The following is a 22,341-nucleotide window of genomic DNA, read 5'->3' as shown; positions in this document are numbered from 1 at the left end:
TCTTGGTTGCCTCCGCGCTGCGCGCGGAGGAGAGAACGGTCGCGCTCCGCGCGACCGGGGCTGCTTCGCAGCCCTTACCCCTCCGCTTCGCTTCGGGTACCTGAGCGCTGCGCGCTCAGGAGAGACCGGCCTCGCTGCGCTCGGCCGAGGCGCCTTCGGCGCCTGCTCCTCCGCTTCGCTCCGGAGCTATGAAGCGCTTCGCTTCGCTCAGCAAGGAGGGTGCTTCGCACCCTGGAAGCCGGCCCTTCGGGCCGCGGGGTCCTGCGCTGCGCTCCGGACGGTTCGAGGCTCCGCTGCGCTCCACCCCGAACGGCCTCATCTGGAGATCTGAGTGACCTTGTTTCACGGGGGCCGAGCCTGCGGCTCGTTGAGGGGTGTCCGCTCCGCTTCCACCCCAGGGTCCTTCCGGCTCCGACTCCAGGACCAGCCCGCTCCGCGGGCGCCAGCAGCGGCCAGGGGTGCCGGTCAGTCGCGTTCGGCGTATCCGTTCGCGATGAGAAGGGCCTTCCCCATCAGCTGAACAACCTCTTCAGACAGGCCCCCGCAGTCGTAACGCAAAGAGATGGGGAAGTTCCCGTACAAACTGAGAGCGAAGCACAGGACTACGAGTTCCTCCCCGTGCTCCCCCAGTTCCCCAGCCTCGATCCCAGTCTGAAGTCCCGGGACCTCGAAACCGGCCCACACCTCGTCCTCATGACCGATCCCTCCGACAACGTACTGACGAAGCCGAGGGTCCTCCAGCCAAACACCGGTCCGCTCCAGCAACCAGACAGCCGCTTCCAACGACCACATACAGGCCGTGCCACGCCTCAAAGCCATCAAAAAATCCGCAGAAGACATCCCAGCAAAATCGATCACCCCACGATCGTAGACAGCCGCTCCAACCCCAGCCGCTGCTTCAATATTGCGGACGGATCGACTCTGGAACGAAAGGGCTGCACCTGTCGACGGCCAGTGAACCTTGTGGTGTGGTGATCGCGCTGGGGAGGCCGGGAGCTGGGCTCGTCACTCGGCTTCGTCATCGAAGGCGTAGGGCGGGATGGCCCATCGCAGCACCATCTCTCCCGCCTCATCGGCTTCGAGCGTGAGCGGATACACCTGGCCGGCGGCCCGCTCACCGCGATGCCTCATCGAGTGGTCACCCTGGTCCCATGCGATGCCCAGCACCTGGCAGCCACCGACATCGATCGCACCCACATGGAGCGGATGATGCCACCCGGCCCGCTGGAAGCGTTGGACATCGGTGTGCTCGGCGACCGAAACCATGAGCCCCTTGCCATGGAGGCGGTCGCGCCAGGCTTCGAGTTCGGCCGCACGGGCAACCGCCTCGGCCACCGGGAGGTCCAACCACCCGTGCGGCCCGTCGACGCCGTACCGCGCAATCCGCTCACCACCGAACAGCGCATGCGCACCGTCCGCGTACAAGCCCCAGTAGAAGACATCGGCGAGCTCGTCGGCCGGCTCATCGTCCACTCCCCTCCACGCGTCCAGCCCTGAGGCATCACCGACAACCATGCCGCACCGATCAACGGGCAGATCCCCGAGGCGTACCGGTACCACCCGGTCCGGGTCGGGCCACGGAAGACCGAGACTGATCTCCAAAGTCGCGATCGCCGGTGCCCCGTCGAACGGAGACGGCGAGGTGCTCGCCCGAACCATCAAAGCCCGGTCAGCGACCGCCGGAACCGCGACCGCCTCGCACAACCACTCACGAAAATGGCCGCCTCCCGTCGCCGCAGCCGCCCCGGCACGCTCGGACAACGGCCGGCCCAGTTCCCGCCACTGATCGATCCAGCCAGCCATGCCGAGCACTAGCACACCCGACGGCGCATTGACAATTCCCAGCTCGACGAAGAACTCAGACATGCGCCGATTGTGCCTCCCCAGTACGACAACCGGCTGCGGCCCCAACGCCGTCTCCAGAAAGGTAGTCCGTCAAGATCACTGTCAGCCAGCGCTTCGCCGAGTTACGACACCAGGGCTGGCGCCGATCGGTAAAGCTGCTCAGGGCCCGGCTGCGGTGGGCAAACGCGTCAGGTGTGCCCACGGAGCCTCATGGGCAACCAACGTGCATGACCACGCAGCGAGTGCGGCCTGCCCGGCGGCCCGGGCAGCCCGGGGGTGCCGCGGCCCGCATACGCGCTGGAGCGCCCGATGGGCGATCGGGTGGAGGCCAAGGCCGACGAGCTGGCAGCCCTGGGCTGGAGCGGGGTGAGCCCGGCGACGATCCGCAGGATGCGGGCCCGCTACCGCCGCCAGGGCCTGTGGGGGCTGGTCGACCACCGCACCACCAAGCCCTCCAGCCGCACCGGGCGCGCCGACGAGCAGGTCGTCGTGGCGGTGTTGGAGGCGTTGCGGCGACAGCGCGGGCGTTCCAAGGGCACGCTCGCCGGGCTGCGCGAGCTCACCTGGCAGGTCCTCTCCGAGACCCATGGCCCCGATGCCGCGGTGCTGCTTCCGCCGGTGTCCACGTTCAACCGGCTCGTACGCGCACTCGCCGACCCGCGAGAGCTGCCGGGCCAGCCGCCGCGGACCGCTTCCAGCCCGGCGCCGCCGTTCACCCCGACCATGGCGCTGCGGCCCGGGGAGCAGGTCATGCTGGATACGACGCGTCTGGACATCATGGCTGTCTCGGACCGCGGCGTGGCTGGGCGGCCGGAGCTGACCATCGCGCTGGACGTCGCCACCCGCGGCATCCTGGCCGCGGTACTGCGGCCGGCCGGGACCAAAGCCGTCGACGCCGCTCTACTCCTCGCCGAGATGGCCGTCCCGCACCCGGTTCGCCCGCACTGGCCCGCTTGCCTGCACCTCGCGCACGCCTCTATCCCCTACGAGCGGCTGACGGAGATCGACACGCGGCTCAAGCACGCGGCGGCCCGGCCGGTCATCGTCCCCGAAACCGTCATCGTCGACCGCGGCAACATCTACCTCTCCTCGGCGTTCAGGGCCGCCTGTGAAACTCTCGGCGTCAGCCTCCAGCCCGCACCCCCATGCCAGCCCGCAGCCAAGGGGCCCGTGGAGCGGACCTTCGCCTCGATCAACACCCTGTTCTGCCAGTACGTCGCCGGCTACACCGCGTCCAACACCGTCGAGCGCGGGCGCGACGTCGAGAACGAAGCCTGCTGGACCGTGGCGCAGCTCCAGGACCTCCTCGACGAGTGGATCACCGCCGGCTGGCAGCCCCGGCCCCACGAAGGCCTGCGCCACCCCATGACAGCCACGGCCGCCCTGTCACCGAACGAGATGTGGGCCGCCCTCATCGCCGCCCACGGCTACGTGCCGGCCCCACTGACCGGACGCGACTACATCGAGCTGCTCCCCACCCGCTGGCACAAGATCACCGACCGCGACATCCGCATCAACCACCGAACCTACGACGACAGGGTCCTCAACCCCCTCCGCGGACAACCCTCCGACGTGAGTGCCCGCGGCGGGAAATGGGAAGTCCACCACAACCCCCACGACGCCAGGCAGGTCTGGATCCGCCTACCCGACGGGTACCTCGCCGAGATCGGCTGGATCCACCGCGACCACGTCCACCAGCCCTTCAACGACCACCTATGGCAGCACCTCAAGACTCAAATCAAACAGCGCGGCGACAACGAGCAGTACGAGAGCGACCTCGCCGAGGCACTCCACGCGATCCTCACACGCGCCCGCACCGGATCAGACGGGCGCCCGGCCGCCGCTACGAAGGCAAGGAGAGAGCAGCACATGCAAGCAGACGGCCCGGCAGGGGCCGCCGCCCTCGGCAGCGGCAGCACCGTCCAGGGCCCGGCGCAGCAGCCGCAAGACAGTGCGCGTGTACCAGGCCAGGCGGCCACAGGCGTGGACGACCTCGACGGCCCGGATTGCCTGGACGGCCTTGAAGAAGGCGACGAAGACGATGACCAGGACTGGTCGCTGGCCGCGGCTGCCGGCGGCTCCGGCCTCTACGACGCACAGCGGGAGGCGGAACAGTGGTGAAGCATCCCCCGGCCCGAGAACTCAGCCAGGACGAACCCCTGCCGCCGCCGACGTGGCAGGGCTGGCAGCAGTTCGTCGACACCCCTCCGCCCACACCGCCTGCCCCCGGTGCGCCGCCCCGCAGCGCCGAGGAACGGCTCGCCTACCACTCCGACTTCGTCACCATCCGCACCCCGGCCATCAACACCATCTCGACGACGGTGCGCACCCTCATGGTCCTGGGCCGGCACCAACGGGCCACCGCCCGCCCCAGCCTGATCGTCACCGGGCCCCCGACCACCGGAAAGACCACCGCGCTCCTGCAAGTCGGCCGGACCTGCCACCTCGCCGAAACCGCCCGCACCGGCATCCACCAGCAGGTCCCGGTCGCGTACGTCCTCGTCCCGCCCGGCGCCAGCGCGAAAACCCTCGCCACCGAGTTCGCCCGCCTCCTCGGCATCCCGATCACCCACCGCATGACACAAGCCCAGATCATGACATCGGTCTGCGACACGTACCGCCGGGCAGGCGTCCGCCTGGTGATGATCGACGAGATCCACCGGCTCAACCCCCGCACCAGCACCGGAGCCGAAGCCACCGACCTCCTCAAAGACCTCACCGAACGCATCGCGGCGACGTTCGTCTACGCTGGCATCGACGTCACCGACGCCCCTGTTCACCGGTACGCGTGGGGCGCAGCTCGCCGGACGGGCCACCCTCATCGACTGCGACACCATCCCCACCCGCCGAGGAACCAGCCAGCCTTTCCGCGACCTCGTCGCCGCCATGGAAGCCTGCCTCGACCTCGACCTCGACCTCGACCTCGACCGGCACCGGCCCGGAAGCCTGGTGCGCCTGGCCCCATACCTTCACACCCGCACCGCAGGCCGCATCGGCAGCCTCGCCCGCCTCCTGCGCCAAGCCGCTATCACCGCGATCCTCGACGGCACCGAACGCATCACCAAGACCGCCCTGGAGACCATCGTTCTCGACCACCTCGCCGAAGACAACCAGCGCCCCCGGTACCCGGCCAGCCGCACCACCCGACGGCCCTGAAGAAACAGCGACGGGCCAATGGCCACCCGAGAGCTGCCGTGAGCAGTCCGACCACGCCCATCACCAACGCCCCGCGGCCGCCGCATTCGGCCGGGGCGCTACGCGTAAGAGGTCCTAACAAAGGCGTCGGACGTGGCGGTGGGTGATGAGGCATGTGGCGAGGCCGAGGAAGGCTTCGTGGATGTCGTCGCGTCGTTCCCATCGGATACGGAGCCGGCGGAAGCCGTGGAGCCAGGCGATGGTCCGTTCCACGACCCACCGGTAGACGCCGAGGCCGGAGCCGTGCGGGACGCCGCGGCGGGCGATCAGCGGTTTGACCCCGGTCGCCCAGACCAGGCGGCGGTACTTGTCGTGGTCGTAGCCGCGGTCGGCCAGGAGTATGTCGGGCCGCCTGCGGGGTCGGCCAACGAGGCCCGCGACCGGCGGGATCTTGTTCAGCAACGGCATCAGCTGGGTGACGTCGTTACGGTTCCCGCCGGTCAAAGACACCGCGAGGGGGATGCCCTGGCCGTCGACGATCAGGTGGTGCTTGCTGCCCGGACGTGCACGGTCGACCGGGCTGGGACCGCTTTGGGGCCCCGTCGAGCGGCCCTGACGTGGGAGGAGTCGATCACCGCCCGCGACCAGTCCAGCTTCTTCGCGACCCGCAGCTTTTTCAGCAACACCACATGCAGCTGGTCCCACACGCCGGCATCGTTCCACGCCGCCAGACGCCGCCAGCACGTCATCCCGGAACCGAAACCCAACTCCTGCGGCAGGTACTCCCACTGGATCCCGGTATGCAGAACGAACAGGATCCCGCAGAGCGCCTGCCGGTCCGGCACCCGCGGACGCCCCTCCACCCGCTTCGGAGCCGGCTCGGGCAGCAACGGCTCGATCAGCGACCACAGTTCATCCGACACCATCCACGGCCGCGACTGACGTTTCCCCACGGCCAAACCAACGACCACCCGAACCGAAAGTCACATGATCAACGGCTTCTGTTAGGACCTCTAAGCCCCCGATGCCATCGCTCCCCCATTCGGACAGGCTCCGCATGCCCCTCGATGTTCCTGCCCGGAGTTCGGGCAGGAACAGGATAGAAATGTGGACGTCGTTGCGGTAGGTGCACGCCGCGGCGGGCCGCGTACCCGCACCGCGGGGCACCGGCCGGCCCCCCGTACGCGTCTACACCGGCGAATGCTGGGACACCCGCGGCCGCTGCAAACCCGCCACCGCGTACACCGCCCGGCGTGCCCTCACCGAAGGGGTCCCGCCTGCCCCCAGCGCCGCCGGACACCGCACTGGGCATGCTCGAATGACCCGCAGCCCGCAGGGTGGGAACATGAGCGACCTGCGCGTCATCGTCTACCCGCCGGACGCCGAGGTCGGCCGCCGCTCCGCCGCGGCCCCCTTCCCGCGCAGCGGCGAACCTCCTACCTGTCCTGCCTGGGGCTGCGATGAGGCAACCCTCTCGGCTGCCCCTCGACGGCCGTAGGAAACACATGAAGTTCGCCTGCATGGGCGACGAGCAGCCGGGCACACGACGGCTCGGAGGTTGATAAATATGGTTCCCCTGCTTCTCGTTCTTCTGCTCGCTCTGGTCCTCTTCGGTGCCGGCTTCGCAGTAAAGATCCTCTGGTGGGTCGCCATCGCGGTGCTCGTGCTGTGGCTGGTCGGCTTCGTCGCCCGCCCCAAGGGCGGCAGCAGCCGCTGGTATCGCTGGTAGCCATCCACTACGCAGCCGTGGCCCGCACCCTCTCCGAGAGGGTGCGGGCCACCGCCGTTGCCTCACTCAACCGAGTGGAACGCGGCGCTCGTCCCGGATGAGGGCCCATGCCGCGGGTAGGCGAGGCGACAGTCGGGGCGGTCGTCGTGACGCAGCAGGGAACCTGCTCGCCTCCACCGATCGACGGCCGCCCCGGCCCGGGGCTTACACCCTGTGACAGAGGAGGGTGATCACGGCCCCGTCCGCCCGCGAAGGCCGCACGCGCCCCGGCGAGCCCGTCGCGACGGCCCGGAACCTGCACCGTCAGGGCCCGCGCGGTCCCTGGGGGTGCGGGTGCCGAACGGAACAGTCCCCTGTGTCGCCAGTCTCCGAAAAATTGGTTCTGACCCACTTCCAGTGCCGTTGCCACGGAGCGTCACCGAAACCGCGATCATGAAAAATCATGACGATCTCCTCCAAGACCTCTGGCTCCACTGATGCGATTCCCAAGGCTCGATCGACTTCCCCACTTGGTTGATGATGCAACGAAGTGTTGGAGTCACCCGTCTCCGGAGGATCCAAGCCGGCCCGGACGGTCAAGGGCGCCTTCGGCGTCGCTGCGCGACCCTGGACAGTCCTGTCGCCCGTCTCTGAAAAATGGCCCTCAGCCAGTTCTTGAATGACCCCTCTGGCAATCCTGTGCGGTTCTACTGCGGCGCGCAGACGCGCAGGATGGACGCGATCACATCATCCAAGCCGCACTCAGCCATCTCCGGCGGCAGGGCGCCGCTCACCGTCAGGCCCGCGTAGCCGTGCAGCGCCGCGAAGACCGGCAAGGCAATCCGTTCGAGTGGTCCCTCGCGCACTTCACCTCGGCGCTGTCCGTCGCCGATCAAGACAGTGAACGGCAGCGTGGAGGTCCGCCGGCTCGACCTGGCCGACCTCGCCTCCGTGCGCGAGTTCGCCGCCCACTGGCACGGCCACCTGGACCTGCTCATCAACAACGCCGGCGTCATGAACGTCCCCGAAGGCCGCACCAAGGACGGCTTCGAGACCCAGTTCGGCACCAACCACCTGGGCCACTTCGCCCTGACCAACCTGCTGCTGCCGCACATCACCGACCGCGTGGTGTCCCTGTCCTCGGGGGCGCACAAGACCCCGGGCAGCCCCCGCATCCACTTCGACAACCTCGACCTGACCGGCGAGTACAACCCGCTGACCGCCTACAGCCAGTCCATGCTCGCCACCCTGCTCTTCACCCTGGAACTCCAGCGACGACTCGCCGCCGCCGGCTCGCCCGTCCGCGCCCTCGCCGCGCACCCCGGCCTGGCCGCCACCAACCTCCAGAGCCACGACGCCAGCCTCCTGCGAACCCTCTTCTACCGTCTCGTCAACAGGCTGATCGCCCAGGACGGCGAGGCCGGCGCACTCCCCACCCTCTACGCCGCCGTCCAGGACCTCCCCGGCGCGAGCTACGTCGGCCCCGACGGCATGTTCGAGATGCGCGGCGCCCCAACCCTGGCCGGCCGTTCGGCAGCGGCCAGCGACCCGGCCACAGCCCGCCGTCTGTGGACCGCCTCCGAAGAGCTGACCGGCGTCACCTTCCCAGAGCTGACTGCGGCCTGAAGAGCGGCTGACTACGGGCAACTCCACGAGTCTGACGCTCCGTCGCGGGTCGGCGCCCTGGCGAGTGGGGAGATCAACTCAGCAGGTCTCGCGATCACTCGTAAGACCGTCACCGGCCTCGCCGACCGGCTCCCGGCCGCCGCGCCGGAGCTGCCCGAACACCCGCCCCCCCGTATCCTCGCCGCCTTCAACCACGCGACCGGGCCGCTACGAGCCAAGGACGTCTGCGAAGCCCTCGGCCACGAACTACTGCCGAAGAATGTCGAAGGCACCCGGGCCAAGCTGAAACGCCTGGTCAAACTGGAGATCCTCCCCGAGGCCGACACCGGCAACTTCGCCAGGAAGCAATAGCTGACGGACCTCCACCAGCGGGCTTGCTCCACCTCAGCCGGAAACGGACATCACCTGAGCATCCTCTGAGTTGCCGATCAGTCGATGCGGTCGCTCAGGCCCAGAACCTTCGGGTCGTCGCTGGGGAAGTTCCTGGGCATGCCCGGCACGTCGACGGTGCGCCCGTACACGCCGGCCAGGAACTCGACGGCACCGACTGGGAACTCGATCCAGTCGGCGTTGTCCGTGCGGACGACCACGGGCCATGCGTCCGGATCCGAAGGGCTCGTCCTCCAGTAGAAGGTGTCCCCCGAATTGGACGACGCCCAGGAGATAAGACCTCCCGGCTGCGGGTAGGGGACGTAGTTCTCGGTGTCGCCCATCGCGTACAGATCCTGAAGGATCTCGTCGTCCCTGGACTCGGACGCCCATGGCGCCTCGGCGCCGGGCGTCGGAAGGGACACCATGAGGAAATCATCGATTGCAAGCACCGGGTACACCTCCGCCAGAGAGCGGAAGTCCGAGGGCAGCGCCGTCCCGAGGCCCGCCTCGAGGGCGGCCCAGTCCACGCTGCGTCCGCCTGGCACACGCCACCGTGTCATCGAAGGCAGCACGCCCTCCAGCTCTTCGACTCTCACCATGTCGTCAGCCAATCCGGGGAGTTCTCGACCATGACGGTCTCGAACAATACTCCGGCCTCGATACGGGTGGGCACGGCGATATAACTGCTTAAAGATTCACGAACCACCCTCTAAGGACTGTCCCGCATTGCCCCGGGGGGCGTGAGCGGCTGGCTCGGCCAGGGCCGTAGTATTCGGCTGATGATCAGTCGCGACCCTGGCCGAGCTGCGGACGCCCCTGTCGATAGCGACGGGCCGCAGCCGGTTCGATCGGTGGCCAGGCTCCTGGAGGTCGATTCCACTGTGTGGACCGAAGCTGTAACGGCTCTGCCCGGGACGGCGCTCTTTCAGCCGCCTGCATCGGAGCAGTCGCTGGTTCACTGCTCTACGGTCCTCGGCCATCCACTGCCTGCGCACCTCGCAGCCCTCCTCCGGGAGAGCAACGGCATCGAGGGCGAGTACGGCGACGGGCTCATTTGGTCTGCCGCGCGCATTGCCTCCGAGAACCAGAGTCTTCGCGCGGATGCCGAGCTCGCCACCTTGTACATGCCGTTCGACCCGCTGCTTTTCTTCGCGGACGCGGGGAACGGGGACTTGTTCGCGCTCTTGGCCCGGATCGACCGGCCCGACGTCTTCGTCTGGAATCACGAGGACGACAGCCGCACCTGGGTGGCGCCCAGCCTGGCCAAGTACCTCGATTGGTGGTTGACGGGGCGGATCGAGCTGTAGATCCACGTCTCATGACCGCCTGGCCGCTAATGAGATGGTCTTGGCGTGGCTGGTGTGATCAAGGCGTCGGAGCCTTCCTGGATAGCCCCGTTCTCGGGGCTGAGCCCGCGCGCCTTCGGGAAGCTGGTGACGGTTCTGCGTCGCCAGGGCGCGGACGCGGTCCGCAGGGGCCGGCCCTGGAGCCTTCCACTGGAGGACCGGGCACTGCTGGTCGCGGCGTACTGGCGCACGAACCTCACGATGCGCCAGCTCGCCCCGCTGTTCGGGGTGTCCAAGTCGGCGGCGGACCGGATCATCGACCATCTCGGGCCGATGCTCGCGCTCCAGCCCCGCAAGCGGTTCGCGAAAGACTCCGTGCTCATAGTGGACGGCACCCTGGTCCCCACCCGCGACCACGCCATCGCCGAGCGGTCGAAGAACTACCGGTACTCCACAACCACCAAGTCGTCATCGACGCCGACACCCGCCTGGTCGTCTTGGTCGGCCGGCCACTCGCCGGGAACCGCAACGACTGCACGGCATGGGAGGAATCCGGCGCCAAAGCCGCCGTCGGCAAGACCGCCACGATCGCCGACGGCGGCTACCCGTGAACCGGACTCGTCATCCCGCACCGCCGCGAACGCGGCCAGACTGAACTCCCGGACTGGAAAGAGGAACACAACAAGTCCCACAAGCAGGTCCGAGCCCGCGTCGAGCACGTCTTCGCCCGCATGAAGACCTGGAAGATCCTCCGCGACTGCCGCCTCAAAGACGACGGCGTCCACCACGCCATGCTCGGCATCGCCCGGATGCACAACCTCGCCCTCGCCGGATAGATCAACGGGCTTCACCGCGATCAACCATGCCCGAGACGACTCGGAGATCATTTACGGGACAGCCCTTAGGGTACGGAACATCATCGACAGGCAATACCGTATGGCGAGTCGTCAAAAGGAAGTGACTGATGGATTTGCGGGCCCTAACGGGTGGACTTTGTCTCGCCAGGATGCGACCTATCCTTGAATGCGCCGAAACTCCACATCTAGAAGAGTTTGACCGTGTCGTCGCAGCCTGCGGCACTACAGAACTCCACGATGCATCGAAAAGTATCGCGTCGTTGACAACCTGGCGAGCCGCGATCGGCCAGATCGAAGAGTCATCCACACCGAGTTACTTCCAGGCGAACGCCATCAGAATGGCGAAGGTCGCAGTCTCAAACGAAATGGACGTGCACGATCGGGAGTGGCAGATCAGATGCATTTCTGGGAATTTTTGGGACTCCTGTGACGATTTGCTAGATTCTGGCGGCGGATTCTCCAGGGAGGAATTCAAGGGAATTAAAACCACCCTTCGCGGCATCGAAGACATGTGGCTCGATGGCGATGCCCGACTCCTCTATGAACCCGGAGTGGGCGTTGGCAGAATCTACACGGAGCGCCTCTCGAAGATTCGGTCGAATTATCCCAAGCGGCGGGCAATTGCGCGAATCGTAGCCGAGTGTGGTCGATGGGAACCGCCAACCATTTCTCCGTAGTCTTCAGCTGAGGAATCCCACGGAGAATCTCACAAGAACACTGTGGAGCCCTCATCGACAGAACGTCGACGAGGGCTCCACGCCAATTTACGAGCGGCGCTCCGCGTCCTGACTGTCGAGCACCAGGCGATGCCTCCCCTTGTATCAGGGGATGAGCGGACGTCGTCAGCCCGCCGGAGAACGACCGGAGGGTCCAATCGCTGCGCCAAGGAATTTCCCGGGCCGCAAGGACATCAGAGAGCTGGTGCGTCGCCGCTTCTGAAAATCACCGAGCCGGACTCTGCCGTGGGTGTGCCGTGGTGGCGCGTCCAGCAGCCGAGTCCCCGGGGGACCGTGTGTGGTGGCTCTCGCCGGGCTCGGCGTCCTTGGACGCGACCACTTCGCCTTCACTGCCCGCTCCGTCACGGTGACCGCGAAGTGCGCCCATCCAGCCCGGACGGCCGGGGTGACCGCGCTGCGGGTGACCACCGGCACCGAGTTCGATGCGGCGAAGCGCGGTGAGCCGGGGCGCTCCCGGTGCTGGTGCGCGAGGCGGCCCTGCGTGCGGCGGCGAAGGCGGGTTGCGAGACCATCGTGCCGGCAGCCCCGAAGCTCTGACGGCACGCGGCCCGGCCGGCGCTGCCGCCGCTGAGTCCCCATCAACGCCGGAAATCCTGATCTCATCGAGCAAGCGACACAGGTGTGCGGTCCGATGCGGGGCGGACCGGCCGGTTGCGCTCGGGAGGCCGCTCCGTCGGCGTACGGGGCACCCCCGTCTGTACGCCCTGCGAGCAGCCCGGTGGGGGCAGCGCCTTGCCCGAGAACCTCAGGCTGCGTGGGACCATCTTGTCATGCGCCTGGTGGCCGACGGAGCCACGCCGACCTCGCGGTTCGGCGCGGCGTTCCGCGCGGTGCCCCGGCACCGCGGGCCGGCCACTGTCCTCGTCCGACTCGGCCGCCTGCTTCGAGGACGAACCGACCTGGCCTTGGACGCGGCCTTCGCGGACCAGGGCGACACCGAACCCCTACGAAAGCTGGTACCCACCCCCGTGATCGGTCTCATCATCATCGGCGTCCTCTTGCTGGGCGCGGCGTACAAGGTCCTGCGCGCCGTCTACTTCCTGCACAAGACGAAACGGCTGAACGCGGAGATCGCCATTCTGGAGGCCGAGACCGCGGAATCGAAGGCTCGCACCGCGGCGCTCCTTGCCGGGCAGGCCGCAGAGATCGTCGCGCTGGGCTTCGTTCCCGGCGACGAGGTCGACACCGAGCACTCGATGCCTGTGTCCGCGGACCAGACGGCGCTCGTCCACGCCGTGAGGTCCGGTGACTGGCAGGCCGGCGCGGACTGGATAGCCAAGGCCGGCCAGGACTGGGACGAACGTATCCACCGTGTGACCGTCCTGTCCGACGAGGCGGCGGAAGACGACACCTGGCTTCGCGCCTGGCAGGCAGCGCGCCCCGGCGATCCCACCGCGGATGGCGTCGATGCCGCGGCCGGGGTCTCACTGGCGTGGAAAGTCCGAGGCGCGGCCGGTGCGCAGCACACCACGCACGAGCAGTTCCGCCTGTTCCACCAGGCGTTGCTCAAGGCTCAGGAGGCGACGCACAGGGCACAGCGGACCGCGGACCCGGCAGACCCCGTCCCGTACATCGTCGAGCTTCGCATCGGACGCGGCCTGGGGTACACGCATGAGGAGTTCCGCGCTGTGTGGGGCCAGGTCGTCAAGCGGGCTCCGAAGTCGCAGGTCGCCTGGGTTCAAGCGCAGCAGTTCTGGTGCGCGAAGTGGCGGGGCTCGCACGAGCTGGCGCAGGGGTTCGGCCGCGAGGCCGTCGCGCGGAGCGAACCGGGAGACCTCCTGTCGTTGGTCCTGCTGCGGGGGTACTTCGAGCACGAGGATCGTGAACAGGACCTCGATCCCGATGTCTACTACAAGCGACCGGAGATCGTCGCGGCAGCGACGACGGCGCTCGCAGATCTGGCAGCGGCTCCGGATCCGTTCGATCGCCGCGCGGTAGCCCTGCGCCACATGCTGGCCTGGGTCCTCTACTGGCAGGACCGGTACGAGGAGACCGTGGAACAGTTCCGGCACATCGACGGGTACTGCGGGATCGAACCGTGGATCTACCAGTCCGGGCCCAAGGCCTCCTTCCTCAAGACGCGCGACTACAGCGTGCGCCAGGTGACGCCAGCCTCGTGACCCGGGTCTTGTGAACACCCGGAGGGCAGCCTCGGGAAATCCCGGGCCGGCCGTCCTCCGTCGCCGGAGAGGGGGAAGAGTTCACCGGAACAAGGTGCATTCGGCAGGGCGCGGGGTTCTGCGGAGTCGGGATTGATCACGGCGGTCGTCGTCACCACAGGTCCGCCGTACCGGGATGTGGCGCCCAACATGAGGTCCCGGGACGGGCGGCTGCGTGTCGTTGGGGGCGGCAACACCGTGATCTGCTGAGACGCCCGCCGGGACGGAGACGTCGTGCGGGTCCGCGCCGACGGCGTCCCCCATGAGGTTTGCGGGCCGCCGCCGGGGAGGGCCTCCGCCGGGTTACCGGGCCGCGGGGCGCCGCTCGTACCGTGAGCAGGCCGTCGCCCGGCTCGATGTGACCGGGTCGTGTTCGAGTGGATGCGCCGCCTGCGGTGGATCGATCCGGTCGCCCGGGGCCGCGTCCCGTTCAACGCCGGGCAAGGCCGGCGTCGGCGCCGGCGCCGTCCCGTGCTTCACCGCCAGCCACGTCGATGACCTGCCCCGGCGCACCCGTCAGGGCCGACCGGGCGCAGCTGGTCTGAGCGCCCTGACCCGAGTCCGATGGACTGCAGCCTCCCCCTCGGCTGAAGCGTGGGGAAGAGGTGTCGTTTTCTCCGAGATGGGCTTGCCCACGGCTATCCAGCGCCCTTCCAGTGCAACCCTCACGGGGGCTCAGCGGGAGGGCTCTCAGCCTTGGGGGCCGGCGCCTCGCCACTCCACGAAGCCGGGTCGGCGAGGTCCACGGCGTTCTCCAGCCCGGCGGGCGCGAGGAAGGCCCTGATGTCGGGCGGGTAGACGATCAGTCGTTGGGCCACGTGCGTTCCTTCGCCCACATGCTCACTCAGCTGCAAGACCACCGATTGCCGGCGTGGATCGAAGCCGCGACCAGCGCCGACCTGCCCCATCTCCAGCGATTCGCCCGGCACCTGGAGCACGATCTCGACGCCGTCACTGCTGGACTCCCGCTGCCGTGGAACTCCCGAGTCGTCGAAGGCCATGTCAACCGGATCAAGATGCTGAAGCGCCAAATGTTCGGCCGGGCAGGCTTCCAGCTCCTCCGCAAGAGGGTCCTGCTCTACTACTGAGACTGCTCAGGATGCGTCGATGAGTCCGAAGTCCTCCGGGAACTCTTCCAGGAACTCGCGGCGAGCCGGATTGGCCTCAGCGGCTGCCATCTCCCCTATCAGTTCGATCAGCTGCTGCCGCTGATCATTCGACAACGTTCTGATCACGTGGGCGACACCTTCAAAGACCTTGACCGCGTCGTCCTGATCCATCTGCCCGTCTTCGCTGCCGTCAATGAACCACAGGACATCGACCAACGCCTCAGCCAAGGCACGAGGCAGCGAAGGGTACGAGGACAACACGAGGACTCCCAGAAGGTCAACGATGCAGTCTGGCCATCCCACCACACGGCGCTGAAGTCACTGACCGCTACACCACTGACCTCCTAGCCCCGCACCATCCCCGATGTGACCTGCGACGCCGCCTCGGGTGAATCGGCCCCGTCAGGCTCGCGGGTAAACTTGAACTCGGCCGCGCCACCGGCCCTCGCGATCTCTTCAAATTCATCCGGCGGGCCGGCCTCGACCCCGACGACGTCGTCCTGGACGACGAGCTGCTCATCGAATGGAGCGGCGGCCCCGCCGTCTGGACACCCGACACCAGGGGCCAACCCGCCCACCGATATCTGCTGAACGGTGTGGACCCGGCGTTCTCGTAGGAGGGGCGGCCCGCGCCGTCGACGCGGAGGTGAAGGGTGTCCATCACCATCGCGAACTGGGTGCCGCGGCTGCGTAGTGCCCAGCCGTCGAAGTATCGGTGGATGGTGACCTCGCCGAGCGGCGCCGGCTGATCGGCGGCGTGCTCGGCGAGGCTGCGGGATCCGCTCACGCGGGGAGGAAGAACCCGGTGAGGTCTGCGAGTCGGCCGTCGCGGTGGAGTGCGGTGCTCACGCCCGCCATGGCGGGCTCGCCCTGTTCGCCGAGCTGGGTCCAGCGTGCGAGCGACCGGTCGTGGTGTTCGAGTACCTCGTCGATGCGGAACCGGTGGCCGGGGAAGGCTCCGGCGAACCCGGCCATGTAGGTGGCCAGTTCGGTCAGCCCGCCGACCTCCGTGCCCGGGTCCCGGTAGGCGACGTCGTCGACCGCGACCGTGCCGAGTGCGGCGAGCCGCTCGCCGGGGTCGGCCGACCAGCACGCCGCGTAGCCTTGGGTCCGATCGACGCCATCGCGCCATCGGTGATCGTGTGCAGTTTGGTGATGGGGGCGCCGGCACGGACCAGCACGAGCAGGCCTTGATAGAGCGCCAGCAGGTGGGCTGCCGAAATCTCGACGTCGAGATCCGCGGACAGCAGGCCCATGGTGCGGGCGCGCGTCAGGGCTTGGGCGAGGCCGGACTCGATCGTCTCCAGTCCTCGGCGGACCCCGTCGGTGGCCTGCGGGACTGCGAAGGACTCCACAGCCGTGTTGGTGAGCAGACATCCCGGATCGGGATCGAGGCCGGTCTCGAACGTCGAGGTGAAGAACGACCTGATGCCGGCCACAGGGTCCGACGGTTCGAGGAGATGGGCCCGGACGCGACTCTGCACCACTTGGTCGTTGTAGGCGTCCAGTGCCGCGCAGAACAGGCCGTCCTTGCTGTGGAAAGTCCGGTACAGGCTGCCCGGATGCAGGCCGGTCGCTTCCTCGATGTCCCGAACTGAGGCCCCGAAATAGCCGCGGCGACGAAACAGTCGCATGGCGGAGGCCAATACCTCCGCCTGGTCCCAGAGCTGCTTGCGTCCCACCGGCACCCCCATAGTTGAACGATCGCTCACAAAAATGGCACGCCAACCCGGCCAACCGCTCCGGTGCCTCCACCGACCCCGCAGCAACCGGTCCCGGGAGCGCGGTAATCTCCCCGGCAACCGAGGCTGAGCACGCGACCTCGCACCCCGACACGTGCTGACCGGACCGGGCAACCGGCCGTCAAACGGTCGTGTCGGCGAGCACTACCGCGCTGGATCACCGTCGCAAAGCGCCACCACCCTCGAACAACTCCTCGTGCAACACTCGTTGTGCGCGTTGGATCCGTGGAGGCCTGCAGGGAGCGGGGGCCGCTGAGCGGTTGTCGTCATGCGGACGAGATCAGGTCGGGGTGAACCCACAAAGCAAGCAGGACCGCTGCCGCTCTGGATGTGGTCCCCCACCACTGGCATGACCTGCGACGTCGGGCCGCGCCAGCGTGGCGCGACGTCGCAGGCCCTGCGGCATCACGCGTAGTTGCGCAGTTCGGGCCAGATCGTGCCCCAGGGGCGGACCGGGTCGGTGCAGATGTAGACGCGACCGCCCGATTCGATGGTGTGCACGCCGTCGGGGCTGGTGAGGGTCGCGGCCACGCGGACGTTCCGGAAGTACTGGCGCAGGTGGGCCTCGTACCCGGGGGCGTAGTCGGGGCCGGGGGCGATGGCCACCACGGTGGTGGCGTTCGGGTTGCCGGGGCCCCACCACCAGTCGGTGTTGTGGCTACTCACGGCGGTGGGCAGCCCTGCGCTGCGGCCCAGTTCGTTGATGGCGCCGGCCTCGCTGTAGTCCGCGGCGAAGATCACTGCGTTCGCGCGCTGCTCGGCCGGCAGCCCGGTCCACACCTGCCGCACGGTGCCGACCAGTTGGGGCCAGCCCTGGGTCTCCCCCGAGATCGGGCTGATGCCGTACGTCCAGGCCACGTGGGAGGCCGGCAGCACTGGCAGCACGACCACGGCGGACAGCGCGGCCGAGACGGCGGTTCCGATCACGAGGCCGCGCAGCCGCTGCGGCCGGGCGTGCAGCCACCCGTCGAGGTCGACAGCGCCGGCCGCCAGTAGACACACGTACAGCCCGGCCAGGTAGTACACCTGCGCTCCGGTGGTCACGGCGAACAGGGCGAAGAGCGTCGCGTACGTGGTCACCAGGGCACGCCACAGCGTCCGGCCGGACCGCCACAGGAACCGCAGGCCCGCCATCCACAGCAGCGCCATCGCCAGGCAGGACGTGCCGAGTTGCCCCACGATCCAGGTGAGGATGTTGCCAGGGCCGCCGTGCTCGGCGTTCAGCGCCCGTGTCATCTCGAACATGGCCCAGCCGTGGTGCGCCTGCCACCACAGGTCGGGCAGCACGAGCAGCAAGGCGATCACCGCGCCCGCGAACAGTCGGCGGTCGGCCACGGTCCGGCGGGCCGGACCGAGGAGCACCACAGCCAGCAGGACGGCTGCGAAGATTGCCGCGAGATGGTTGAACTCCGCGCCAAGGCCCACCAGCACCCCTGCGGCGATCCACCATCGCGTATCGCCGGTGCGGCCGATCCGCACGACCACGAACGCGATCGCCGCCCAGGCCAGCAGTTCATAGGACGTGGTATTGGCAACGTGCGCGCTGCTCAGCAGCACGGGCATGGTGCCCGTCGCGATCGCCGCGAGCAGCTGCGCCCGCCGCGTGCCACCGAACTCCCGTGCGGTCATGGCGCCCACGACGACCGTGCCTGCGGCGGCCAGCGCCGGCCACAGCCGCAGGCCCGCCGCCGAAACCCCGAAGAGCGACAGCGAGACCCGGGCCAGCAGCGGCGCGAGCACCGGCTGGTCGACGTAACTCGCCTGGAGATGCCGGGCGCAGTCGAGGAAGTACAGCTCGTCGCGGTGAAAGCCGTATCGCTGGGCCAGCGCCATCAGCGCGGCGAAGACCACCCCCGCGACGGCGAACACCCGCCGGTCGAGCGGCGCGATCCGCCCGCTGCCCTGCCCGGCCTGCGCCGCACGCTGCGTCTTCCCCGTCTCTGCCGTGCTCATATGGTCATCCGTCGGATCGTGGCGAAGCCGCCGGCGAGCAGGAGGGCCACGACAGCGGCGAGGGCGCCGGTGAGGCCGGTGGCGGTGAGGGTGCCGAGGTAGTGGCCGATGCCCGTCCAGCCGTGCGCCCACGTCGCGACGAGCGCGGCGAGGGCCAGCGCGCCGAGTTGTGCTGCGGCGAAGGCCGTGGTGCCGGGCAGTCCGGCGCGGCGGTAGACCAGGCCGTACCACATCCCGTAGACGAACATGAGGACCAGGACGGTCGTCGCCGTGAGCCACGACAGGTACCAGGGGCCGTCGAGGAGGCGGGGGACGCGGAAGTAGGCCATGCCGATGCCCCATCCACCGGTCGTGCGTTCGACGATCCGGCCGATCGCGACGACGAGCCCGAAACCCATGGACAGGGTGAGGGCCAGTGCGGTGGCGGCGAGGAAGTAGGTGCGCCGGCTCACCCCGAGGGTGAGGGCGAACGGCATCGCGCGGGCGACCGACTGCGCGCCCACGACGAGCATGACGAGCGGGACCGCGACCAGACCACCGACCCAGCGGTCGTCGCCGTGACCGGCCGGGATCAGCTGAAGGACCACCACGTCGAGGACGAAGCCGAATGCCGCCCAGGCCCAGGGCAGTACGAGGTATGTCACGCGGTCCAGGAGCAGGTAGCGGACAGCGGTGACGACCGGGGTCGAACGCATCAGGGTGTCCTCGCTGACGTGAGGTCGGTTCGATCGTGCTGCTCGGCCGCGTAGCCCGCGAGCTGCTGGAGCGTGACCCGCTCCAGCCGCAGGCGCAGGTGGTCGGCGAGTTCGCGGTCGCGGTCGTCGAGCCGGCCGACCATCACCGCCGTGGTCCGGGTGCCCATCGTCCGCCGGTTCAGTGTCGTGCGGCCGGCGATGAGCCGCTCCACGCTGCCGGCCTGGCCGGTGACGCTCGTCATGGTGCCACGCAGCTCGTCGGCGGGCGCGTCGAGTACGAGACGGCCGCGGTCCAGGACCAGGACGCGGTCCAGGAGCTCCGCGGCCTCGTCGACGAGGTGGGTCGAGAGCACGATGCACCGCGGGTGGGCGGCGTAGTCGGCGAGCAGCCGGTCGTAGAAGAGGGCGCGTGCGACCCCGTCCAGGCCCGCGCACGGCTCGTCGAACAGGGTGAGTTCGGCGCGGGCCGCCAGCCCGATGGTGAGGCCGAGAGCGGTCCGCATGCCGCGCGACAACTTCTTGATCGGACGGGCCGGCGGCAGCTCGTAGGCGTCCAGCAGCGCGCCGGCCAGGTCGGCGTCCCAGTTGGGGTACAGCAGCGCCGCCGCCGCGATCGCGTGCCGAACCCGCAGGTCGGGGTAGGTCTGGTCTTCCCGCACGAGGATCATCCGGCGCAGCACCGCATCGTTCTCCAGCGGCTCGGCCCCGAACACCCTCACGCGTCCGGCGGTGGCGAACTCCTGACCGGCCAGGATGCGCAGCAGCGTGCTCTTCCCGGCACCGTTGCGGCCCAGCAGTCCGGTGACGCCCGGCGTGCCGACTTCTAAGGTGACGCCGGTCAGCGCCTGGTGGTCGCGGTAGCGGCGCTCCAGGCCGGCCACCGATATCGCCGGAGTCACGCCTTCACCCCCGTCGTGACCTCGACCGAGGTCAGTTCATCGCGCACCAGCCCGAGCAGTTCGTCGAGACCGATCCCGAGCCGTGCCGCCTCGACCACCAGCGGCCGCAGGTACCGGTCGGCGAAACCGCGCCGCCGCTCCTGCACCAGCCGCTCCCGCGCGCCTTCCGCGACGAACATTCCGAGACCCCGCCGCTTCTCCACCAGCCCCTGCTCGGCGAGCACCGTGAGGCTGCGCGCCGCCGTGGCCGGGTTGACCCGGTAGAACGCGGAGATCTCGTTACTGGACGCGACCCGTTCCCCCTCGCCCACCGTTCCGTCAGCGATCTGGTTCGCCAGGTCGGCGGCGATCTGGGCGAAGATCGGGCCTCCGTCATCAAGCAGTGACATCGCACCTCCATTACTCAACTGGTTCACCAGCTTACTGATGAACCAGCAGGGTGAGCGAAGAGTGCGACCCCGAATGCGCGAGACTCGCGCACGAGCACCGGCGGCGCGGGGTCGAGGCCGCCGTCATCTACGCCCGCGAACACGGAGATCAGCGCGTGCCGTTCACCTACCGCGGCCCCGAGGGCGAAGAAGCCGAGGCGGTCGGATGGCCGGCCTCGGTCGCCAACTTCCCGCTGTGGTCCGACGCCAGGAGGTTCTACGCCCGTGGCGACATGGACGAGGACCGTATCGCCCAGTTGGAGACGCTCGGCATGATCGGTCGCACTGCGACGTCGCATGGGAGGAGGGCCTGGCCGCCGCCGTGGGTGGCTGCCGAACAAGGCCACCTCCTGGCCCCGCTAGACGCCGCCCACCAGCGGTACAAGGTCGGCATCTGGCTGAAGAACGCCCGCGCCGCCGGTGCGGCCGCGCCGACCGTGGAGGCAGACCTCGGAGGTGGACGTCCCGCTCGGCGCCACCCGCGGACAGTCGCCGGAGAACGGAATCAGCCCCGGAGAACAGGAGTTGCTGAGACTGCTGGCCTCCGGGATGACGGACGGGGCCCGCGGGCAAGCGCCTCGGCGTGTCGATGCGGACGGTCCGACGGCAGATGGCGACCCATGGAGCGCCTGGAGGCGACCAGCCGTTTCGAGGCGGGCCTCAAGGCCGCGCGCCGCGGCTGGCTGCGAACCCGGCCCTGGGACAGATCACAGCGGTCTTCAGGCCTCCCGCATGTTGTGAGGCTGCGGCCGCCGGCTCGGGTACGACGATCGCGCCCGCCCCCCCGTGGTCCGGCGAACTCGGGAAGCCGTCCCGGTCAGGCGGCCGACCGTTCGACGTACGCGGAAGTCCTCGCGACATGGGCGGCCAAGACGGCCATGGTCAGAGCACGCGTGGACGGCGACCCCTACGCCGTCCCCGAAGACAGCTGCTTCGGCCAGGTGACCTCGTACAAGGAGCCGCCGTGGCGGCCGCCCGCGGTGCCGGGCGCGGCGGCGAGCTGGGCACCACATCGCGCTCTTCATCGCCGAAGCCGATTCAGAAGGCCTTCACACCGACCTCGTCACAGCGCTCAACCCCACAGGTACAGCCACCAAACTCCGGCCAAACCCCAAAGCTTTCAACTGGCCACTCTCACCAGCACCCACCCCGGACCAGATCGATGACACCGGAGACCTCACTCAGCCCCTCCCCAACACAGCCACCGGCTGACACGCAACCGCTGCCCCCCAACACACACGCACACACCGGGCTTGCCTCCTGGATCATGGAATGTGATCGCGGCAGTCCTTGGTGTTCCGCTACGGTCCGTACATGTTCGTTGTCACAGTGACCTACACGGCACCGCCGGATGAAGTGGACCGATGCAGACCAGCTCACGGCGACTGGTTGAACCAGCTCATATCCCGGCGATTGCTTCTGGTGGCCGGGCGCCAGGTGCCTCTGGTCGGTGGTGTTTATCTCGCCCCCCGGATGCCCGCCGAAGAACTTGACCGGCTTCTCGCCACCGATCCGTATGTCCTCGAAGGTGTCGCCAGGCACAGCGTTGTGGAGTTCACTCCGCTGCTGGTCGCGGCCGGCTTGGAGGACCTCAAGTCCCTGGAGTGAGCAAATGCTCCATGCCACGAGCGGAGCCAGATGAGGAGTGCGGCGCCCAAGGGCCGTCCGCCGCGTGAAACCCGACGCGGACGTACGGCCTTGTGGTCCTCTTCTCGGGGATGGCATGCCGGTTGCCTCGCTGGCGGAGGTAGGCGCGCCCGGCCCTTGCTGTATGTCTCGTCGGCACTCAC

Annotated in this window: 20 protein-coding genes and 6 pseudogenes; 12 read left to right on the top strand and 14 right to left on the bottom strand. The window is 68.6% G+C overall.

Translation table 11 applies throughout. The features are described from left to right. Window positions 1-465: 465 nt before the first annotated feature. Together ACZ5NJ_RS22220 and ACZ5NJ_RS22215 are read right to left on the bottom strand one after the other, a co-directional pair. Window positions 466-858, bottom strand: a complete 393-nt coding sequence (locus tag ACZ5NJ_RS22220) for a hypothetical protein (protein ID WP_468766823.1) — start codon at window positions 856-858, stop codon at window positions 466-468. Window positions 859-1,005: 147 nt separating this feature from the next. Next, window positions 1,006-1,866 (bottom strand): hypothetical protein, encoded by an 861-nt coding sequence (locus tag ACZ5NJ_RS22215; protein WP_468766821.1) that lies wholly within the window; start codon window positions 1,864-1,866, stop codon window positions 1,006-1,008. A 288-nt stretch (window positions 1,867-2,154) separates the two neighbouring features. On the opposite strand from ACZ5NJ_RS22215, the gene ACZ5NJ_RS22210 reads away from it, so the two are divergent. Both ACZ5NJ_RS22210 and ACZ5NJ_RS22205 read left to right on the top strand, forming a co-directional pair. Beyond that, window positions 2,155-3,966, top strand: coding sequence for a transposase family protein (locus ACZ5NJ_RS22210; protein WP_468766820.1), 1,812 nt, complete (start codon window positions 2,155-2,157; stop codon window positions 3,964-3,966). 38 nt (window positions 3,967-4,004) lie between these two features. Continuing rightward, window positions 4,005-5,001 (top strand): annotated as a pseudogene (locus ACZ5NJ_RS22205) (TniB family NTP-binding protein). A 114-nt stretch (window positions 5,002-5,115) separates the two neighbouring features. On the opposite strand, the gene ACZ5NJ_RS22200 reads toward ACZ5NJ_RS22205, so the two are convergent. Continuing rightward, window positions 5,116-5,906 (bottom strand): IS5 family transposase gene (locus tag ACZ5NJ_RS22200; RefSeq protein WP_468766831.1). Its coding sequence is split into 2 segments (ribosomal slippage): window positions 5,116-5,588 and window positions 5,588-5,906, totalling 792 coding nucleotides; the frame shifts between segments, so codons are not numbered across the junction. Window positions 5,907-6,106: 200 nt separating this feature from the next. On the opposite strand from ACZ5NJ_RS22200, the gene ACZ5NJ_RS22195 reads away from it, so the two are divergent. Together ACZ5NJ_RS22195 and ACZ5NJ_RS22190 are read left to right on the top strand one after the other, a co-directional pair. Then, window positions 6,107-6,478: a DUF6233 domain-containing protein gene (locus tag ACZ5NJ_RS22195; RefSeq protein WP_468766819.1), complete on the top strand. Its 372-nt coding sequence runs from the start codon at window positions 6,107-6,109 to the stop codon at window positions 6,476-6,478. Window positions 6,479-6,547: 69 nt separating this feature from the next. Beyond that, window positions 6,548-6,709 (top strand): hydrophobic protein, encoded by a 162-nt coding sequence (locus tag ACZ5NJ_RS22190; protein ID WP_468766818.1) that lies wholly within the window; start codon window positions 6,548-6,550, stop codon window positions 6,707-6,709. A gap of 686 nt (window positions 6,710-7,395) precedes the next feature. On the opposite strand, the gene ACZ5NJ_RS22185 is transcribed toward ACZ5NJ_RS22190, so the two are convergent. Beyond that, window positions 7,396-7,584, bottom strand: a complete 189-nt coding sequence (locus ACZ5NJ_RS22185) for a hypothetical protein (RefSeq protein WP_468766816.1) — start codon at window positions 7,582-7,584, stop codon at window positions 7,396-7,398. A gap of 4 nt (window positions 7,585-7,588) precedes the next feature. Between ACZ5NJ_RS22185 and ACZ5NJ_RS22180 the strand changes: the two are divergent. Together ACZ5NJ_RS22180 and ACZ5NJ_RS22175 are read left to right on the top strand one after the other, a co-directional pair. Next, window positions 7,589-8,314 (top strand): annotated as a pseudogene (locus tag ACZ5NJ_RS22180) (SDR family NAD(P)-dependent oxidoreductase); the annotation flags it as partial. 84 nt (window positions 8,315-8,398) lie between these two features. Further along, window positions 8,399-8,665 (top strand): annotated as a pseudogene (locus tag ACZ5NJ_RS22175) (hypothetical protein); the annotation flags it as partial. A gap of 77 nt (window positions 8,666-8,742) precedes the next feature. Here the strand turns inward: ACZ5NJ_RS22175 and ACZ5NJ_RS22170 are convergent. Continuing rightward, complete coding sequence (locus ACZ5NJ_RS22170) at window positions 8,743-9,285, bottom strand: SMI1/KNR4 family protein (protein ID WP_468766815.1); 543 nt, start codon at window positions 9,283-9,285, stop codon at window positions 8,743-8,745. 180 nt (window positions 9,286-9,465) lie between these two features. Here ACZ5NJ_RS22170 and ACZ5NJ_RS22165 point away from each other — a divergent pair, with 180 nt between their 5' ends. The 4 genes and pseudogenes from ACZ5NJ_RS22165 (at window position 9,466) to ACZ5NJ_RS22150 (ending at window position 13,686) form a co-directional block, all read left to right on the top strand. Then, a complete protein-coding gene (locus ACZ5NJ_RS22165; RefSeq protein ID WP_468766813.1) occupies window positions 9,466-9,993 on the top strand; it encodes an SMI1/KNR4 family protein in 528 nt (175 codons plus the stop codon). A 45-nt stretch (window positions 9,994-10,038) separates the two neighbouring features. After that, a pseudogene (locus ACZ5NJ_RS22160) lies at window positions 10,039-10,808 on the top strand (transposase). A 128-nt stretch (window positions 10,809-10,936) separates the two neighbouring features. Next, the gene (locus ACZ5NJ_RS22155) at window positions 10,937-11,506 is read left to right on the top strand and encodes a hypothetical protein (RefSeq protein ID WP_468766812.1); all 570 of its coding nucleotides are present in this window, start codon (window positions 10,937-10,939) and stop codon (window positions 11,504-11,506) included. Between the two features lie 830 nt (window positions 11,507-12,336). Then, window positions 12,337-13,686, top strand: a complete 1,350-nt coding sequence (locus tag ACZ5NJ_RS22150) for a hypothetical protein (RefSeq protein ID WP_468766811.1) — start codon at window positions 12,337-12,339, stop codon at window positions 13,684-13,686. 704 nt (window positions 13,687-14,390) lie between these two features. Here the strand turns inward: ACZ5NJ_RS22150 and ACZ5NJ_RS22145 are convergent. Continuing rightward, entirely contained in the window at window positions 14,391-14,543 is a 153-nt protein-coding gene (locus ACZ5NJ_RS22145) for a hypothetical protein (protein ID WP_468766810.1), read from the bottom strand. Between ACZ5NJ_RS22145 and ACZ5NJ_RS22140 the strand changes: the two are divergent. Further along, window positions 14,541-14,813, top strand: a pseudogene (locus ACZ5NJ_RS22140) (transposase); the annotation flags it as partial. The gene ACZ5NJ_RS22145 and the pseudogene ACZ5NJ_RS22140 sit on opposite strands and share 3 nt — an antisense overlap. A gap of 6 nt (window positions 14,814-14,819) precedes the next feature. Here ACZ5NJ_RS22140 and ACZ5NJ_RS22135 read toward each other — a convergent pair. The 8 genes and pseudogenes from ACZ5NJ_RS22135 to ACZ5NJ_RS22100 form a co-directional block, all read right to left on the bottom strand. Beyond that, window positions 14,820-15,062, bottom strand: a complete 243-nt coding sequence (locus ACZ5NJ_RS22135) for a hypothetical protein (protein WP_468766809.1) — start codon at window positions 15,060-15,062, stop codon at window positions 14,820-14,822. A 100-nt stretch (window positions 15,063-15,162) separates the two neighbouring features. Continuing rightward, window positions 15,163-15,621 (bottom strand): TfoX/Sxy family protein, encoded by a 459-nt coding sequence (locus ACZ5NJ_RS22130; RefSeq protein ID WP_468766807.1) that lies wholly within the window; start codon window positions 15,619-15,621, stop codon window positions 15,163-15,165. Beyond that, window positions 15,618-15,842: pseudogene (locus ACZ5NJ_RS22125) on the bottom strand (nuclear transport factor 2 family protein); the annotation flags it as partial. The gene ACZ5NJ_RS22130 and the pseudogene ACZ5NJ_RS22125, both read right to left, overlap by 4 nt. Beyond that, window positions 15,827-16,516, bottom strand: a complete 690-nt coding sequence (locus ACZ5NJ_RS22120; protein ID WP_468766806.1) for a TetR/AcrR family transcriptional regulator — start codon at window positions 16,514-16,516, stop codon at window positions 15,827-15,829. The gene ACZ5NJ_RS22120 and the pseudogene ACZ5NJ_RS22125, both read right to left, overlap by 16 nt. Window positions 16,517-16,981: 465 nt before the next feature. Further along, on the bottom strand, window positions 16,982-18,529 hold the full coding sequence (locus ACZ5NJ_RS22115; RefSeq protein ID WP_468766804.1) for an ArnT family glycosyltransferase: 1,548 nt from the start codon (window positions 18,527-18,529) through the stop codon (window positions 16,982-16,984). After that, complete coding sequence (locus tag ACZ5NJ_RS22110; RefSeq protein WP_468766803.1) at window positions 18,526-19,224, bottom strand: hypothetical protein; 699 nt, start codon at window positions 19,222-19,224, stop codon at window positions 18,526-18,528. The genes ACZ5NJ_RS22115 and ACZ5NJ_RS22110 overlap by 4 nt, the downstream gene beginning before the upstream one ends. Further along, window positions 19,224-20,123 (bottom strand): ABC transporter ATP-binding protein, encoded by a 900-nt coding sequence (locus ACZ5NJ_RS22105; protein WP_468766802.1) that lies wholly within the window; start codon window positions 20,121-20,123, stop codon window positions 19,224-19,226. The genes ACZ5NJ_RS22110 and ACZ5NJ_RS22105 overlap by 1 nt, the downstream gene beginning before the upstream one ends. Continuing rightward, on the bottom strand, window positions 20,120-20,512 hold the full coding sequence (locus ACZ5NJ_RS22100) for a GntR family transcriptional regulator (protein ID WP_468766800.1): 393 nt from the start codon (window positions 20,510-20,512) through the stop codon (window positions 20,120-20,122). Before ACZ5NJ_RS22100 ends, ACZ5NJ_RS22105 begins: the two co-directional genes overlap by 4 nt. A 1,353-nt stretch (window positions 20,513-21,865) precedes the next feature. Between ACZ5NJ_RS22100 and ACZ5NJ_RS22095 the strand changes: the two genes are divergently transcribed. Continuing rightward, entirely contained in the window at window positions 21,866-22,159 is a 294-nt protein-coding gene (locus tag ACZ5NJ_RS22095) for a YciI family protein (protein WP_468766799.1), read from the top strand. Window positions 22,160-22,341 lie beyond the last annotated feature (182 nt).

This window comes from Streptomyces sp. NPDC032091 (genome assembly GCF_055580265.1).
This window is presented reverse-complemented; position numbering and strand designations above follow the sequence as displayed.

What these genes read in the sequence shown, in the direction of transcription:
- ACZ5NJ_RS22215 (WP_468766821.1), bottom strand. Translation starts at nt 1,866, where the DNA reads ATGTCTGAGTTCTTCGTCGAGCTGGGAATTGTCAATGCGCCGTCGGGT.
- ACZ5NJ_RS22210 (WP_468766820.1), top strand. Translation starts at nt 2,155, where the DNA reads ATGGGCGATCGGGTGGAGGCCAAGGCCGACGAGCTGGCAGCCCTGGGC.
- ACZ5NJ_RS22190 (WP_468766818.1), top strand. Translation starts at nt 6,548, where the DNA reads ATGGTTCCCCTGCTTCTCGTTCTTCTGCTCGCTCTGGTCCTCTTCGGT.
- ACZ5NJ_RS22170 (WP_468766815.1), bottom strand. Translation starts at nt 9,285, where the DNA reads ATGGTGAGAGTCGAAGAGCTGGAGGGCGTGCTGCCTTCGATGACACGG.
- ACZ5NJ_RS22165 (WP_468766813.1), top strand. Translation starts at nt 9,466, where the DNA reads ATGATCAGTCGCGACCCTGGCCGAGCTGCGGACGCCCCTGTCGATAGC.
- ACZ5NJ_RS22155 (WP_468766812.1), top strand. Translation starts at nt 10,937, where the DNA reads ATGGATTTGCGGGCCCTAACGGGTGGACTTTGTCTCGCCAGGATGCGA.
- ACZ5NJ_RS22150 (WP_468766811.1), top strand. Translation starts at nt 12,337, where the DNA reads ATGCGCCTGGTGGCCGACGGAGCCACGCCGACCTCGCGGTTCGGCGCG.
- ACZ5NJ_RS22115 (WP_468766804.1), bottom strand. Translation starts at nt 18,529, where the DNA reads ATGAGCACGGCAGAGACGGGGAAGACGCAGCGTGCGGCGCAGGCCGGG.
- ACZ5NJ_RS22110 (WP_468766803.1), bottom strand. Translation starts at nt 19,224, where the DNA reads ATGCGTTCGACCCCGGTCGTCACCGCTGTCCGCTACCTGCTCCTGGAC.
- ACZ5NJ_RS22100 (WP_468766800.1), bottom strand. Translation starts at nt 20,512, where the DNA reads ATGTCACTGCTTGATGACGGAGGCCCGATCTTCGCCCAGATCGCCGCC.
- ACZ5NJ_RS22095 (WP_468766799.1), top strand. Translation starts at nt 21,866, where the DNA reads ATGTTCGTTGTCACAGTGACCTACACGGCACCGCCGGATGAAGTGGAC.